Below are 13278 nucleotides of genomic sequence, written 5' to 3'. Positions count from 1 at the left end.
CATGCACGCCGAGACCGATGACGTCCGCCTGTCCCGCCACGCGCGCGTGTGGATCCTCGCCCTCGCGCTCGTGCTGCTGGGCGGCGGCGCGACCGCCTACACCCTCCGCGCGGCCTCCGGGCGGCAGGCGGCGGCCACCGTCGTCCCGGAGGCGGGCTTCACCCTCGACGGGGGCCGCCCCGGCGCGCTCCACGTCCGGGACACCGCGACCGGGCGCGTCGCGCGCGTGGACCCGTCCGCGCCCGGCGGCCGGGTCACCGGCGGGCCGGCCTGCGACCGCTTCCACGCGGCCGGGCCCACCGCGCTCTGCCTCGTGCGCCGGCCGGGCGTCCCGGCCCGCTCGTACGCCCTGGTGCTCGACGACCGGCTGCGCGAGACGCGCCGGATCGCGCTCCCGGGCATCCCGAGCCGGGCGCGCGTCTCCGCCTCGGGGCGGATGCTCGCCTGGACGATGTTCGCGACCGGCGACTCCTACGCGCGCTCGTCCTTCTCCACCCGCACCTCGGTCCTCGACCTGCGCACGGGATACCTGGTGAAGAACATCGAGCAGATTCCGCTGACCCTCGACGGGCGCCGGTACCACGCCCCCGACGTCAACTACTGGGGCGTCTCCTTCGCCGCCGACGACAACCGCTTCTACGCCACCGTCTCGACGGGCGGGCGCACGCGTCTCGTCGAGGGAGACATGGCGAACTGGTCGGCCCGGACCCTGCGGGAGAACGTCGAATGCCCGTCGCTCTCCCCGGACGGGACCCGTCTCGCCTTCAAGAAGCGGGTCTCCGCAGGCCCGCGCGAGCCGTGGCGGCTGTACGTGTACGACCTGCGCTCCGGGCGGGAGCATCCCGTCGCCGAGCGGCGCGGCATCGACGACCAGGCCCTGTGGACGGATTCGGGGACCCTCGCGTACGCCTACGGGGGAGCGGTCTGGTCCGTACCGGCCGACGGCACGGGGGAGCCACGGCGGCTGGCGAGCGGGGCCTCGTCACCGGCGGTGCCGCGCTGACCGGGTGTGCCCGGCCCGGTCCCGGTGCCGACCCCGGTCACGGCTTCGGCTTCGGTTCAGGCCCTGCGGAGGGCGCCGCGGACCGCCAGCGCCGCCATCGGCAGCAGCAGGCACGCGGCGATCGCGTTGAGCGGCCCGTAACCGGCCTGCGAGACGATCAGGCCCGCCACGAGCCCGCCGAGTCCGGCTGCCGTGTTCATCACGAAGTCGGAGAGCCCCTGGACGGCCGCCCGCGCGGCCTGCGGCACCGAGTCGGTGAGCAGCGCCGAGCCGGAGACCAGACCGGCGGACCAGCCGAGGCCCAGGACGAACAGCCCCAGGGCCGTCCGGCCGTGGCTCGGTCCCGCCGTGCCCGCGATGAGCGCCGCCAGGGAGATCAGCCCGACGGCGAGCCCGATCACCGAGAGCCGGCCCAGCCGGTCGGACAGCCAGCCCATCAGGGGCGAGAAGGCGTACATGCCCGCGATGTGCCCGCTGATGACGAGACCGATCAGCTGGATGTCGGCGCCGTGGTGGGTCAGCGCGACCGGCGTCATCGACATGATCGAGACCATTGCGGTGTGCGAGCCGGCGACGGTGACCAGGGCGAGCCGGGCCTGCGGCGACTCCCGCACCGCCCGCAGCCCGGCGCGCAGGGAGCGGTCCTCCGGCCGCTCGCCCACTCCGGGATCCGCGAGCGCCCGGGCGGTGAGCAGCGGGTCCGGCCGCAGGAGGACGGCGACGACCGCCGCCGAGACGACGAAGACGCCGGCGGCCCAGACGAAGGGGCCCGCCGTCGCGGGGATGCCCAGACCGGAGACGCTCTTCCCGGCGGGCGCGGCGATGTTCGGCCCGAGCACCGCCCCGATCGTGGTCGCCCACACCACGGTGGAGATGGCCCGGGCCCGGTGGTCGGGCTCGGCGAGGTCGGCGGCGGCGAAGCGGGCCGCCAGGTTGGCCGAGGAGCCGGCACCGAAGCCGACGAGTCCGAGCAGGAGCACCGGGAAGCTCCCGACGGCCGCGCCGAGCACCACCACCACGGCGCCGAGCGCCCCGAGCAGGTAGGCGAGGACGAGCCCCGCGCGTCGCCCTCGCGAGGCCATCAGTGCGGCCAGCGGCATGGCGAGCAGCGCGGGACCGGCCACGGTCGCCGTGGAGGCGAGCCCGGACAGCGCCTCCGTGCCGCTGACGTCCTTGGCCAGGACGGCGGCGAGCGCGACGCCGATGGCGATCCCGAGGCCACCGAGGATCTGGGTGGCGATGAGGACGGCCTGAACCCGTCGGCGCAGCGCGGGAAGTTCGGCCGCGGTCACGGGGGCGGATATCCCGTCGGGCACGGTGACGTCAGGAGCGTCGGGCGAGTTGGTCACTTACGTGAGTGTGCCAGCCGTCCCATCCGATGGGAACGTCCGCCTCAGAACAGCGGCGCGGGCAGCACGCCCTCCAGCGCCAGCAGCTGCCGCTTCGTCTCCAGACCGCCCCCGAACCCCCCGAGCCCGCCGTCGCTCCCCACCACACGGTGGCACGGCACCACCACGGGCAGCGGATTGGCGCCCATCGCCGCTCCGACCGCCTGCGCCGCTCCCGGCTGCCCCACGCGCCGCGCCAGCTCCCCGTACCCCACGACCGTGCCGTACGGGACGCCGGTCGCCAGCTCGCGCAGCACCTGCCGGTTGAAGCCGGACGTCAGGCTCCAGTCCAGCGGCAGGTCGAAGGCGCGCGGGTCGCCCGCGAAGTACGCGTCCAGCCGGCGGCTCGCCTCGGCGAGCCGCCCCGAGGCGCACTCCACCGGCTCCGCGCCGAACCGCGCGCCCAGCCGGTCGAGCATCCGCGCCCGCCGCTCCGCGTCGGCGTGGAACTCGACCCGCACCAGACCCCGCCCGGTCGCGGCGAGGAAGAGCGGACCGATGTCGCTCTCCACGACCGTCCACTCCACCGCGACGGACGGCTCGCCGCCCGTCGGCTCCGCTTCGATGTCCATGCCGCCACGGTACGACCCGCCACCGACAACCGACCGGAGCAGGCCAAAACGGCGACGGAGCGGACTCCGGCCCGCCATGAAGATCACGGACCGGTCTCGCTCCGGTCTCACGAGTGGAAATTCCCCGGTCACATGGTCGCGAGGCCCCCGGCGCGCCATAATCTCGCCCCGGTAGTACTACCCAGCGGTACCGACTGTTTTCGGACGACGTGGCACCAGGGGTGGAGGACACACGCTCATGCAGGGCACGGTCGACGGATTCAGCTACGGGCTCGTCACTCCGGTGGCCGCTTTCATCATGGCCTGCCTCGGCGGCGCCCTCGGTCTGAGGTGCACCACGAGGTCGCTCCGCCACCGCGACACCTTCAAGGCGGGCTGGCTCGCCCTCGGCGCCACCTCCATCGGCACCGGCATCTGGACGATGCACTTCATCGCGATGATGGGCTTCTCGGTCCAGCAGGCGCCGATCAGCTACGACCGCCCCATCACCTTCGCCAGCCTGGGCGTCGCCGTCCTCATGGTCGGCATCGGGATCTTCATCGTCGGGTACCGCGGGGCGACCGCCCTCACCCTCGTCACCGGCGGCACGATCACCGGACTCGGCGTCGCGACCATGCACTACCTCGGCATGGCCGGGATGCGCCTGCACGGCCGCATCGAGTACGACACGCCCACCGTCGCCCTCTCCGTGGTCATCGCCGTCGTGGCCGCCACCGCGGCCCTCTGGGCGGCCGTCTCCGTCCATGGATTTCTGGCCAGCCTCGGCGCGAGCCTGGTGATGGGCGGAGCCGTCAGTGGCATGCACTACACGGCCATGGCGGCCGTCAGCGTCCACGTCCAGGGCGCCGAGCGGCCCGCCGGCACCGGCGACACCGCGACCTCGCTGCTCCTGCCGATGCTGATCGGCCCCGCGGTCTTCCTGATCCTGGCCGCCGTCGTCGTCATGTTCGACCCGCTCCTCGTGATGGGCGACCCGGACTGGCAGCGGCCCGCCGCCCAGAGCGTCCACCGCCCCGGCGTGCCCGCCCCGCGCCACGTGCCCTCCTACGGGGAGCCCGCCAACTGGTCGGCGCGCCCCGTCGGCCGAGCCGCCCGCAGGAGCGTCCCCCGCGGCGGCCACCGCTCCCAGGACTGGTGACGGGACACCCCCGGGACGGGCGGTGAGCCGATCACCGCCCGAGTGTCAGTGCCGGGTCGTACGGTGGTTGCATGCGGCCCGTTTCCAAGATCGAACGTTCGGTGGCGCCCTTCGAGGTCGTCAGCTCCTACCAGCCCAGCGGCGACCAGCCGACGGCCATCGCCGACCTCGAGCGGCGCATCCGCGCGGGCGAGAAGGACGTCGTGCTCCTCGGCGCCACCGGCACCGGCAAGTCGGCCACCACCGCGTGGATGATCGAGAAGCTCCAGCGCCCCACCCTGGTGATGGCGCCGAACAAGACCCTGGCCGCCCAGCTGGCGAACGAGTTCCGCGAGCTCCTGCCGAACAACGCGGTCGAGTACTTCGTCTCGTACTACGACTACTACCAGCCCGAGGCGTACGTCCCCCAGTCGGACACGTACATCGAGAAGGACTCCTCGATCAACGAGGAGGTGGAGCGGCTCCGCCACTCCGCGACGAACTCCCTGCTCACCCGCAGGGACGTCGTCGTGGTCGCCTCCGTCTCCTGCATCTACGGCCTCGGCACGCCCCAGGAGTACGTGGACCGGATGGTCCCGCTCAAGGTCGGCGAGGAGATGGACCGCGACCAGCTGCTCCGCCGCTTCGTCGACATCCAGTACACGCGGAACGACCTGGCGTTCACCCGGGGCACCTTCCGGGTCCGCGGCGACACCATCGAGATCTTCCCGGTCTACGAGGAGCTGGCCGTCCGCATCGAGATGTTCGGCGACGAGATCGAGGCGCTCTCCACCCTCCACCCGCTCACCGGCGAGGTCATCAGCGAGGACCGCGAGCTGTACGTCTTCCCCGCCAGCCACTACGTCGCGGGCCCCGAGCGCATGGAGCGCGCGGTCAACGACATCGAGCGCGAGCTGGAGGTCCGCCTCGCCGAACTCGACAAGCAGGGAAAGCACCTGGAGTCCCAGCGCCTGCGCATGCGGACCACGTACGACATCGAGATGATGCGCCAGATCGGCTCCTGCTCCGGCATCGAGAACTACTCGATGCACTTCGACGGCCGCGAGCCCGGCTCCGCGCCGAACACCCTCCTCGACTACTTCCCCGAGGACTTCCTGCTCGTCATCGACGAGTCGCACGTCACCGTGCCGCAGATCGGCGCCATGTACGAGGGAGACGCCTCCCGCAAGCGGACCCTCGTCGACCACGGCTTCCGGCTCCCCTCCGCCCTGGACAACCGCCCGCTGAAGTGGGAGGAGTTCCAGCAGCGCATCGGTCAGACCGTCTACCTCTCGGCGACCCCCGGCACCTACGAACTCTCCCGCGGCGACGGCTTCGTCGAGCAGATCATCCGCCCCACCGGGCTCGTCGACCCCGAGGTCGTCGTCAAGCCGACCGAGGGCCAGATCGACGACCTCGTGCACGAGATCCGGCTGCGCACCGAGCGGGACGAGCGGGTCCTCGTCACCACCCTCACCAAGAAGATGGCCGAGGACCTCACCGACTACTTCCTGGAGCTCGGCATCCAGGTGCGCTACCTCCACAGCGACGTCGACACCCTGCGCCGCATCGAGCTGCTGCGCGAGCTGCGCGCCGGGGAGTACGACGTCCTCGTCGGCATCAACCTCCTCCGGGAGGGCCTCGACCTTCCCGAGGTCTCCCTCGTCGCCATCCTCGACGCCGACAAACAGGGCTTCCTGCGCTCCGGGACCTCTCTCATCCAGACCATCGGCCGTGCCGCGCGAAACGTCTCGGGCCAGGTCCACATGTACGCGGACCGGATCACCCCGGCGATGGAGCAGGCCATCGACGAGACCAACCGGCGCCGCGAGAAGCAGGTCGCGTACAACACGGCCCACGGCATCGACCCGCAGCCGCTGCGCAAGAAGATCAACGACATCGTCGCGACCATCGCGCGTGAGGAGGTCGACACCGAGGAGCTCCTCGGCAGCGGCTACCGCCAGACGAAGGACGGGAAGGCGGCCAAGGCGCCCGTGCCCTCGCTCGCCGCGCACGGCCCCGCGGGCCGGGGCAAGGGCGGCAAGTCCGGTGCGGCGGGTTCGACGGTCCAGCTCGGGGACCAGCCGGCCACCGAACTGGCCGCGATCATCGAGGAGATGACCGACCGGATGCGCGCCGCAGCGGCCGAGCTGCAGTTCGAGGTCGCCGCCCGGCTCCGCGACGAAGTGGGAGAACTGAAGAAGGAGTTGCGCCAGATGAAGGAGGCGGGTCTCGCCTGACCACTCGCGGTCCGGTGTGTTGCAAGACCGACACAAATCCGGACCGCGGCTCTGCGGTGTCAGTGGCGCTGCGTAAGGTGCTGGACAACCGCACGCACCGGACAGCGGGCGCGGGGAACGCTAACGAGAGGGGCAAGCGCGTGACGGTCAACATGACCAAGGGTCAGGCCATCAGCCTGGAGAAGCAGGGCGGAGGCAGCCTCAGCCAGGTGCGGATGGGGCTCGGCTGGCAGGCGGCACCGCGCCGCGGTCTCTTCGGCAAGCGCACGCAGGAGATCGACCTGGACGCCTCGGCCGTCCTCTTCGCGGACAAGCAGCCGGTCGACGTGGTCTTCTTCCGTCACCTGGTCAGCGACGACGGCTCGGTCAAGCACACCGGTGACAACCTCGTCGGCGGTGCGGGCCAGGGCGGGGACGACGAGGCGATCCTCGTCGACCTCCAGCGGGTCCCGGTCCACATCGACACGGTGGTGTTCACCGTGAACTCCTTCACCGGTCAGACGTTCCAGGAGGTGCAGAACGCCTTCTGCCGGATCGTCGACGAGACGAACGGCCAGGAGCTCGCGCGCTACACCCTGGACGGCGGCGGCAACTACACCGCGCAGATCATGGCGAAGGTGCACCGCGTCGGCTCCGGCTGGCAGATGACCGCCCTGGGCAACCCGGCCAACGGCCGGACGTTCCAGGACCTCATGCCGGCGATCCTGCCCCACCTGTAATCAGGGCCGAGCAGGACGCACCCACAGCTCCCGGAGGCACCAGGCCGCCGGGAGCTGTCCCGCACCACCGCACGTCCGCGCCACCGCACGTCCGCGCCACCGCACGTCGGCGCCACCGCACGTCCGCACCACTTCGTACCGGGAACCGCTGAGGGGAAAGAGCCGATGACGGCCGAGCTGGTCCGGGGGCAGAACCACCCCCTGCCCGACACGCGACTGGAGATCAGGGTGTCGGCCGGTCACCCGGTCGTCGCCGGAGCCGCCCTCGGCGACGAACGGGGCCGCGTCCCAAGCGTGGAGTGGGTCGCCCACCCCGTCGCCCCCTCGCTCCCCGGTGTGGACGTCCCCCGGCAGATCGCGGCCGACCAGCGCCTCGCCGTCGACCTGGCGGCCGTGCCGGACGCCGTCCACCGGGTCTCCGTCCTCCTGGCGCTGCCCGTCGGCTCCGGCGGGCCGACCTCCTTCGGGAAGGCCGCCGCCCCCTTCGTCGCCGTCAGCGGCTCCGACGGCACGGAGATCGCCAGCTACACGATCACGGGGCTCGACAGCGAGTCCGCCGTCGTCGCCCTGGAGCTCTACCGCCGCCAGGGCGCCTGGAAGGTCCGTGCCATGGGCCAGGGGTACGAGGGCGGTCTCGCCGACCTCCTCGGCGACCAGGGCCTGGAGCGCCCCGCCGACCTGGCCGCGTCTATCCTGGCGCCCGCGCCCGCACCGGCCGCCACCTCCGAGCCCACCCCCGCGGTTCCCGCTCCGGCGGCCCCGGGCGGCCCGATCAGCTACACCCACCCCCGGCGCCGGACCGCCACCCCGGAGCCCGCGCCCGCACCCACGCCCGCTCCCACCCATGCCCCTGCCGCGCAGGCTTCGCAGGGGACGTCCGCCCCCGTGCCCGTCGCCGGGGACGCGGCCGGCTGGTCCATGGACGAGCGCCTGTACAACCAGGTGTGGGGGATGTTCGAGGACCTGGCCCGTACCGCCGCCGCCTACCGCAGCGCCTGCGAGTTCGCCGAGTCCCGACTCGACCGCGAGCTCGACGAGACGCTCTCCGACTACCGCTCCCGGGTCGGCGGCGCGAACGACGCCGCGCGGTCGGCCGCCCGTGCCCGGCACGACGAGCTCGTGGAGCGGGCGCGTGAGGTCCTGGACCGGGACCTCGCCCAGCTCGCCGTCGAGTCCGAGGTGGTCGAGCCGGCCCTGCCGCCCGCCTACGCCCGCTGGGACAACCCGGTCTGGCACGCCTACCGCCCGCCGGCGGAGGAGCCGATGGCCGTGCGCCTGGGCGACCTCCACCTGCCCGAGCGCACCGAACTGCGGATCCCCATGCTCGTCCGGCTCCCGCTGGAGCGCGGGCTCTGGGTGGACAGCGGGCGCGGCCGCTCGGAGGCGGCCGGCCTCCTCGACGAGACGGAGCTGCGCCGGCTCGCCCTCGACAGCGCCGTCGCGCACGCGGCCCGGCTCCTCGCCGTCCACCCGCCGGGCGGCTTCGCGCTCCACGTCGTGGACGCGGCCGGTGCCGGCGCCGCGGCGCTCGCGCCGCTCGTGGACACCAATGTGCTCGCCGCCCCGCCCGCCCGGGGCGCGGCGGGCGTCACGGCCGTCCTCGACCAGCTCACCGAGCGGGTCGACCTGCTCCAGATGGCGCTGCGGAGCGGCGCCGCCGACGCCCTGCCGCCCGGTATGGACGAGGCCCGGCAGCTCCTGATCGTGCACGACTTCCCGCACGGCTTCGACGACCGGGCGGTGACCCGGCTCCGGTACCTGGCCGACGAGGGCCCCGGGGTCGGCGTCCATCTACTGATCGTGGCCGACCGGGAGGACGCCGCCGCGTACGGGCCCGTGCTCGACCCGCTCTGGCGCTCCCTGCTGCGGCTCACCCCCGTCCCCGACGACCACCTCGCCGATCCCTGGGTCGGTCACGCCTGGTCGTACGAGCCCCCGCTGCTTCCGCCGGGCAGCCGGATCCTCCGGCAGGTGCTCGCCCAGGTCGCGGAGGCCCGCCCGGCAAAGAGACCCTGATGCGGCCCTGACCTGGCCTTTTGGCGGCTCTTTACCCTGCCCTTTACCTTCTCTTGGTCTTTCGGGTAGTGTTCATGGTGCGGAGGGGAGTACTCCCCATGCGCGGCGTACCCGTCAATACGGACGGATCCTCAGTGGTCCGATCCCGGGGCGTCGGCCCGGTCGTGGTGCGAGCCGCCCGGGTGGAAGAGACCTCCGGCAGCGACGACGCTGATCAAGTAGCCGTACGACGCCGGAGGCGCAGTGGACGTTTCAATGACCCTGTGGGTGCTGACCATTCTCGGTCTGAGCGCCCTCATCGGAGCCGACTTCTTCATCGGGCGGAAGCCCCATGACGTCTCGGTCAAGGAAGCCGGAATCTGGACGATCGTCTGGGTCGTGCTGGCGGTGCTCTTCGGACTCGGCCTGCTGTTCTTCGGCAACAGCCAGGCGTCCGGCGAGTTCTTCGCGGGCTACGTCACCGAGAAGTCGCTCAGTGTCGACAACCTCTTCGTCTTCATCCTGATCATGGCGAAGTTCGCGGTCCCCTCCCACCTCCAGCAGCGCGTGCTGCTCGTGGGTGTGGTGATCGCCCTGGTCCTCCGCACGATCTTCATCGCCGCGGGCGCCGCGGTCATCGCGAACTTCTCGTGGGTCTTCTACATCTTCGGCGCGTTCCTGATCTACACCGCCTGGAAGCTCATCCAGGAGGCGCGTGCCGACGAGGACGAGGAGGACTGGGAGGAGAACCGCCTCCTCAAGTCCGTCGAGAAGAGGTTCGGCGTCGCCGACAAGTACCACGGCACCAAGCTCTTCATCCGCGTCAACGGCAAGCGCGTCCTGACCCCGCTGATGGTCGTCATGATCGCCATCGGCACCACGGACATCCTCTTCGCCCTCGACTCGATCCCGGCGATCTTCGGCCTGACCCAGGACCCGTACATCGTCTTCACCGCCAACGCCTTCGCCCTGATGGGTCTGCGGCAGCTGTACTTCCTGATCGGCGGTCTGCTGAAGAAGCTGGTCCACCTCAGCTACGGCCTCTCGGTGATCCTCGGCTTCATCGGCGTGAAGCTCGTCCTGCACGCCCTGCACGAGTCCGGGGTGCACGTCCCGGAGATCTCCATCGGGTTCTCGCTGGCGGTCATCGGCGGTGTCCTGGTCATCACCACGATCACCAGCCTGATCGCCTCCAAGAAGCAGGCGGAGCGGGAAGCCGCCGAGAGCGTGGCCGGCACCGACGGTGCCGCGGACGCGGACGGCGTCGAGAAGGACAGCGTCGGCGCCTGACGCGTCACCCACGGCGACGGCCGGCCCGGGGCACCCGCCCCGGGCCGGCCGTCGCCTTCGTGTTCCCCGCCTTCAGGCCGTCGCGCCCTGCACCGCCTCGCCCTCCAGCGCCTCGGCGGCGGGCTCCGGCAGCGTCTCCGGGAGCAGGGCGAAGCAGCCCAGGCTGATCAGCGCCACCACGGTCAGATAGGCCGCGACGCCCCAGGGCGGGCCCGAGCCGCCGTCCGCCGAGAGGGCGGTGGCGACGATGGGCGTGAGGGCGCCGCCGAGGACGCCCGCGAGGTTGTAGCCGACGGCCGCGCCGGTGCAGCGGACGCGGGGCTCGTAGAGCTCCGGGAGGTACGCGGCGATCACCGCGAACATCGTGATGAAGGCCAGCAGCGAACCCAGGAAGCCGAGGAACATCAGGAACGGCTCCGCGGTGTGCAGCAGGGCCACCATCGGGAACATCCAGAGCGCCGAGGCCGCGCAGCCCGCGAGGCACAGCGGGCGGCGGCCCCAGCGGTCGGCGAGGAGGGCCACGAAGGGCGTGGCCGCGCCCTTGACCGCCACGGCGGCCATCACACAGGTCAGCATGACGGTGCTGCTCACCCCGAGCCGCTCGGTGCCGTAGGTCAGGGCCCAGGTGGAGACCGTGTAGAACACCGCGTACCCGACGGCGAGAGCCCCGGCCGTCAGCACCACGAGACGCCAGTGGTCGCGCGCCACCTCGGCCAGCGGGGCGCTCGCCCGCCGTCCCGACGCGGACAGCTCCTCGAACTGCGGGGTCTCCGCCAGCGAGGAGCGCAGCAGCAGCCCGGCCGCCGCGAGGACCCCCGCCGCCCAGAACGGCACCCGCCAGCCCCAGGAGCGGAAGTCAGCGTCGCTCAGGCCCGCCGTGAGCGCCAGCATCACCCCGTTCGCGAGGAGGAAGCCGACCGCCGGGCCGATCTGCGGGAAGCTCGCCCACAGCGCGCGCCGGTTCGGCGGCGCGTGCTCGGCCGTCAGCAGGACGGCGCCGCCCCACTCGCCGCCGAGGCCGAGGCCCTGGAGGAAGCGGAGGGCGAGCAGGAGCAGCGGCGCGGCGATGCCGAGCGTCTCGTACGTGGGGACGCAGCCGACCGCGACGGTGGCGCAGCCGGTCAGGAGCAGGGAGGCGAAGAGGACCGGCCGGCGGCCGTACCGGTCGCCGACGTGCCCGAAGAGGACCGAGCCCAGCGGGCGGGCGACGAAGCCGATGGCGAAGGTGCCGAAGGCGGCCAGGGTCCCGGCGAGCGGGGAGAAGGTCGGGAAGAAGAGCGGCCCGAGGACGAGGGCGGCGGCGGTCCCGTAGACGAAGAAGTCGAAGAACTCGATGGCGGTGCCGACGAGCGAGGCGGTGGCGAGCCGCGCCATCGAGGGCGGAGCGGGTGGAACCGGGGGAGCGGGTGGGGACGGAGCGTGACTGGGGCGCATGTGGCGCCAACTACCCGGCGGCCGTCCCGGTTACGGGGGCGTACGGTAGCGCGCGGCCGGTGAGCCGCGCGCTGTCGGTACGAGGGGCGGTCACCAGCCTCGCGCGCGCCACTCCGCGAGGTGGGGCCGCTCCTTGCCGAGGGTGGTGTCGTTACCGTGACCCGGGTAGACCCAGGTCTCATCCGGCAGGGCGCCGAAGACCTTTGCCTCCAGGTCGTCCATCAGGCTGTTGAACTCCTCGGGCTGTGTTGTCCGTCCAGGACCCCCCGGGAAGAGGCAGTCGCCGGTGAAGACGTGCGGGTGGCCGTGCGGGTCGTCGAAGACGAGGGCGATCGAGCCCGGGGTGTGCCCGACCAGCCTGCGGGCGGTCAGCTCGATCCGGCCCACCCGGATGGTGTCGCCGTCCGCGACCGGCACGTCGGTGGCGACCGGGATGCCCTCCGCGTCGTACGCCCCCGCGTAGGTCCGGGCGCCGGTCGCGGCGACGACCTCGGCCAGGGCCTGCCAGTGGTCGCCGTGCCGGTGGGTGGTGACGACGGCGGTGATGCCGTCGTCACCGATCAGCGTGAGCAGTGTGCCGGCGTCGTTGGCCGCGTCGATCAGCAGCTGCTCGCCGGTCGCCCGGCAGCGCAGCAGGTACGCGTTGTTGTCCATCGGGCCGACCGCGACCTTCGAGATCATCAGGTCCGTCAGCTCGTGCACGTCCGCCGGTCCGCCGACCTTCACACTTCCGCTGTACGTCATGGGCTCAGCCTAGCTCCGCCCACCGACAACAGGGGGTGCTACAGCGGCGGGAGCGCCGGGAGCGGGCCGCCCTCGGTCTTGAGCGCGGAGCCGTCGCGGCGGCCGGCGAGCCAGCCGAGGAGCTCGGGGGCGGGGCCCGTCACGGTCACCTCGGAGCCCTCGGGGGCGCCGGTGGTCCAGCTGCCCGTGCCCTCCGTCGCCACGATCCGGGTCGGCGGCACGGTCGCGTTGCCCGTGAAGCGCTCGGCGAGGAAGTCGATCTCGCGGCGGACGAACTCCTCGGGCAGGTCCTCGAGCTCGTAGCCGACGCCCAGGTCGACGTGGTGCAGGGCGACCTCCACCCAGCGGCGGAAGGGGATCCGGGAGGCGCTGTCCGTGACGCCGTTGCGGAGCTCGACGGTGCGGCTCCAGTCGGCGGGCTCGGCGCCGGCGGTCTGGAAGCCCTCGCCGCTCTCGCGCACGTCGGCGAGCTGGACGGCGAGCGGCCGGTCCGCGTCGCGCTCGATGTCGGCGTCGCGGGTGGCGGCGTCGGCATACATGGGACGGCCCTGCAGGACGTTCACCAGAGCGTCGGCGTTCCGGGCGATGTGCGCGAGGACATGGCCGCGCGTCCAGCCGGGAAGCCGTGACGGCTCGGCCGTCGCCGCGTTGTCCCAGGAGGCGGCGTCGTCCAGGAGTCGGTCGGTGGCCGCGCGGACAGAGGCGAGATCAGATTCGTGGTCGATCATGGCGCCGACCCTAGCGCCGCCACTCGTTCGGGTGAAGCGGTCTCCACG

General features: G+C 72.5%; 11 protein-coding genes. 6 read left to right on the top strand and 5 right to left on the bottom strand.

Translation table 11 applies throughout. The features are described 5' to 3' along the window. Position 1: 1 nt before the first annotated feature. Entirely contained in the window at positions 2-1003 is a 1002-nt protein-coding gene (locus ACF08F_RS03810; protein WP_392296884.1) for a TolB family protein, read from the top strand. Positions 1004-1059: 56 nt separating this feature from the next. Here the strand turns inward: ACF08F_RS03810 and ACF08F_RS03805 are convergent, their stop codons facing one another. Next, entirely contained in the window at positions 1060-2352 is a 1293-nt protein-coding gene (locus ACF08F_RS03805) for an MFS transporter (protein ID WP_392296883.1), read from the bottom strand. A gap of 44 nt (positions 2353-2396) precedes the next feature. Beyond that, positions 2397-2963 (bottom strand): methylated-DNA--[protein]-cysteine S-methyltransferase, encoded by a 567-nt coding sequence (locus ACF08F_RS03800; RefSeq protein WP_392296882.1) that lies wholly within the window; start codon positions 2961-2963, stop codon positions 2397-2399. Positions 2964-3201: 238 nt separating this feature from the next. On the opposite strand from ACF08F_RS03800, the gene ACF08F_RS03795 reads away from it, so the two are divergent. The 5 genes from ACF08F_RS03795 to ACF08F_RS03775 all read left to right on the top strand — a co-directional run bounded on the left by ACF08F_RS03795 (position 3202) and on the right by ACF08F_RS03775 (position 10324). Beyond that, a complete protein-coding gene (locus ACF08F_RS03795; RefSeq protein WP_392296881.1) occupies positions 3202-4101 on the top strand; it encodes an MHYT domain-containing protein in 900 nt (299 codons plus the stop codon). A 71-nt stretch (positions 4102-4172) separates the two neighbouring features. Next, positions 4173-6320, top strand: coding sequence for an excinuclease ABC subunit UvrB (uvrB, locus tag ACF08F_RS03790; protein ID WP_392296880.1), 2148 nt, complete (start codon positions 4173-4175; stop codon positions 6318-6320). 140 nt (positions 6321-6460) lie between these two features. Further along, positions 6461-7039: a TerD family protein gene (locus ACF08F_RS03785; protein ID WP_392296879.1), complete on the top strand. Its 579-nt coding sequence runs from the start codon at positions 6461-6463 to the stop codon at positions 7037-7039. 165 nt (positions 7040-7204) lie between these two features. Continuing rightward, a complete protein-coding gene (locus tag ACF08F_RS03780; protein WP_392296878.1) occupies positions 7205-9055 on the top strand; it encodes a TerD family protein in 1851 nt (616 codons plus the stop codon). Between the two features lie 243 nt (positions 9056-9298). Beyond that, entirely contained in the window at positions 9299-10324 is a 1026-nt protein-coding gene (locus tag ACF08F_RS03775; protein ID WP_392296877.1) for a TerC family protein, read from the top strand. A gap of 72 nt (positions 10325-10396) precedes the next feature. Here ACF08F_RS03775 and ACF08F_RS03770 read toward each other — a convergent pair whose 3' ends face one another. The 3 genes from ACF08F_RS03770 to ACF08F_RS03760 all read right to left on the bottom strand — a co-directional run bounded on the left by ACF08F_RS03770 (position 10397) and on the right by ACF08F_RS03760 (position 13230). Beyond that, on the bottom strand, positions 10397-11698 hold the full coding sequence (locus tag ACF08F_RS03770) for an MFS transporter (RefSeq protein ID WP_392296876.1): 1302 nt from the start codon (positions 11696-11698) through the stop codon (positions 10397-10399). A gap of 150 nt (positions 11699-11848) precedes the next feature. Continuing rightward, complete coding sequence (locus ACF08F_RS03765) at positions 11849-12502, bottom strand: MBL fold metallo-hydrolase (protein WP_392296875.1); 654 nt, start codon at positions 12500-12502, stop codon at positions 11849-11851. A gap of 38 nt (positions 12503-12540) precedes the next feature. Further along, a complete protein-coding gene (locus ACF08F_RS03760; protein WP_392296874.1) occupies positions 12541-13230 on the bottom strand; it encodes a maleylpyruvate isomerase family mycothiol-dependent enzyme in 690 nt (229 codons plus the stop codon). Positions 13231-13278: the final 48 nt, after the last annotated feature.

It is taken from the genome of Streptomyces sp. NPDC015130, from assembly GCF_043080005.1.
Classification (GTDB): Bacteria; Actinomycetota; Actinomycetes; order Streptomycetales; family Streptomycetaceae; genus Streptomyces.
The sequence above is the reverse complement of the archived record's forward strand: the minus strand, read 5'-3'. Positions and strand labels throughout refer to the sequence as shown.